This is a genomic window from Roseateles sp. P5_E1 (assembly GCF_054049335.1).
The window spans coordinates 1-540 of sequence record NZ_JBFUMN010000423.1; the positions used below are offsets into that span (position 1 = coordinate 1).

General features: G+C 61.9%; 1 protein-coding gene. It reads left to right on the plus strand.

Annotation, left to right across the window (positions count from 1 at the left end; all coding sequences use genetic code 11):
* Nucleotides 1–383: 383 nt before the first annotated feature.
* The coding region (gene rpsM / locus ACXJKJ_RS31880) for a 30S ribosomal protein S13 (RefSeq protein WP_457395732.1) at nucleotides 384–540 on the plus strand (157 nt) is incomplete at its 3' end.

Consider the following 540-nt stretch of genomic DNA (forward strand, 5'->3'; position numbering starts at 1 on the left):
AGGGCGGCAACCGCGGCGGTTTTGCTCGCGGCTGATAAGCCTGTTACACTATTCTTCTTGTTGCGAAGGCCCCTCCGGTTCCCGGACCTGGCCTTCCAAATCGAAGGGCGGCCCCCGCAGCGGTTTCGGGTGGGGGTGTGATGTGGTGGTCCCGCGCAGGAGTAGCGCGGGCGACGAAGAGGGCAACCTCCGCAGTCAACGACATCCGGCGCCGGAGCATGGGCACACTCCCCACGCCGGGTCCATGGAACCTTTGAGGTTCCACGGACTTCCAAGTACACCGAGACCTTGATAGAATCGCTAGTTCACTTTTTTGATCCATCCTGCCGGATTAGCGCGCCCAAGGTGCGCTGTCGGCCATCACTCAGCTGGAGAACCGCGTCATGGCGCGTATTGCAGGCGTCAACCTGCCAGCCCAGAAGCACGTCTGGGTCGGGTTGCAAAGCATTTACGGCATCGGCCGTACCCGTTCGAAGAAGGTCTGCGACGCCGCAGGCGTTACCTCGACCACCAAGATCCGCGACCTGTCCGAACCGGAAA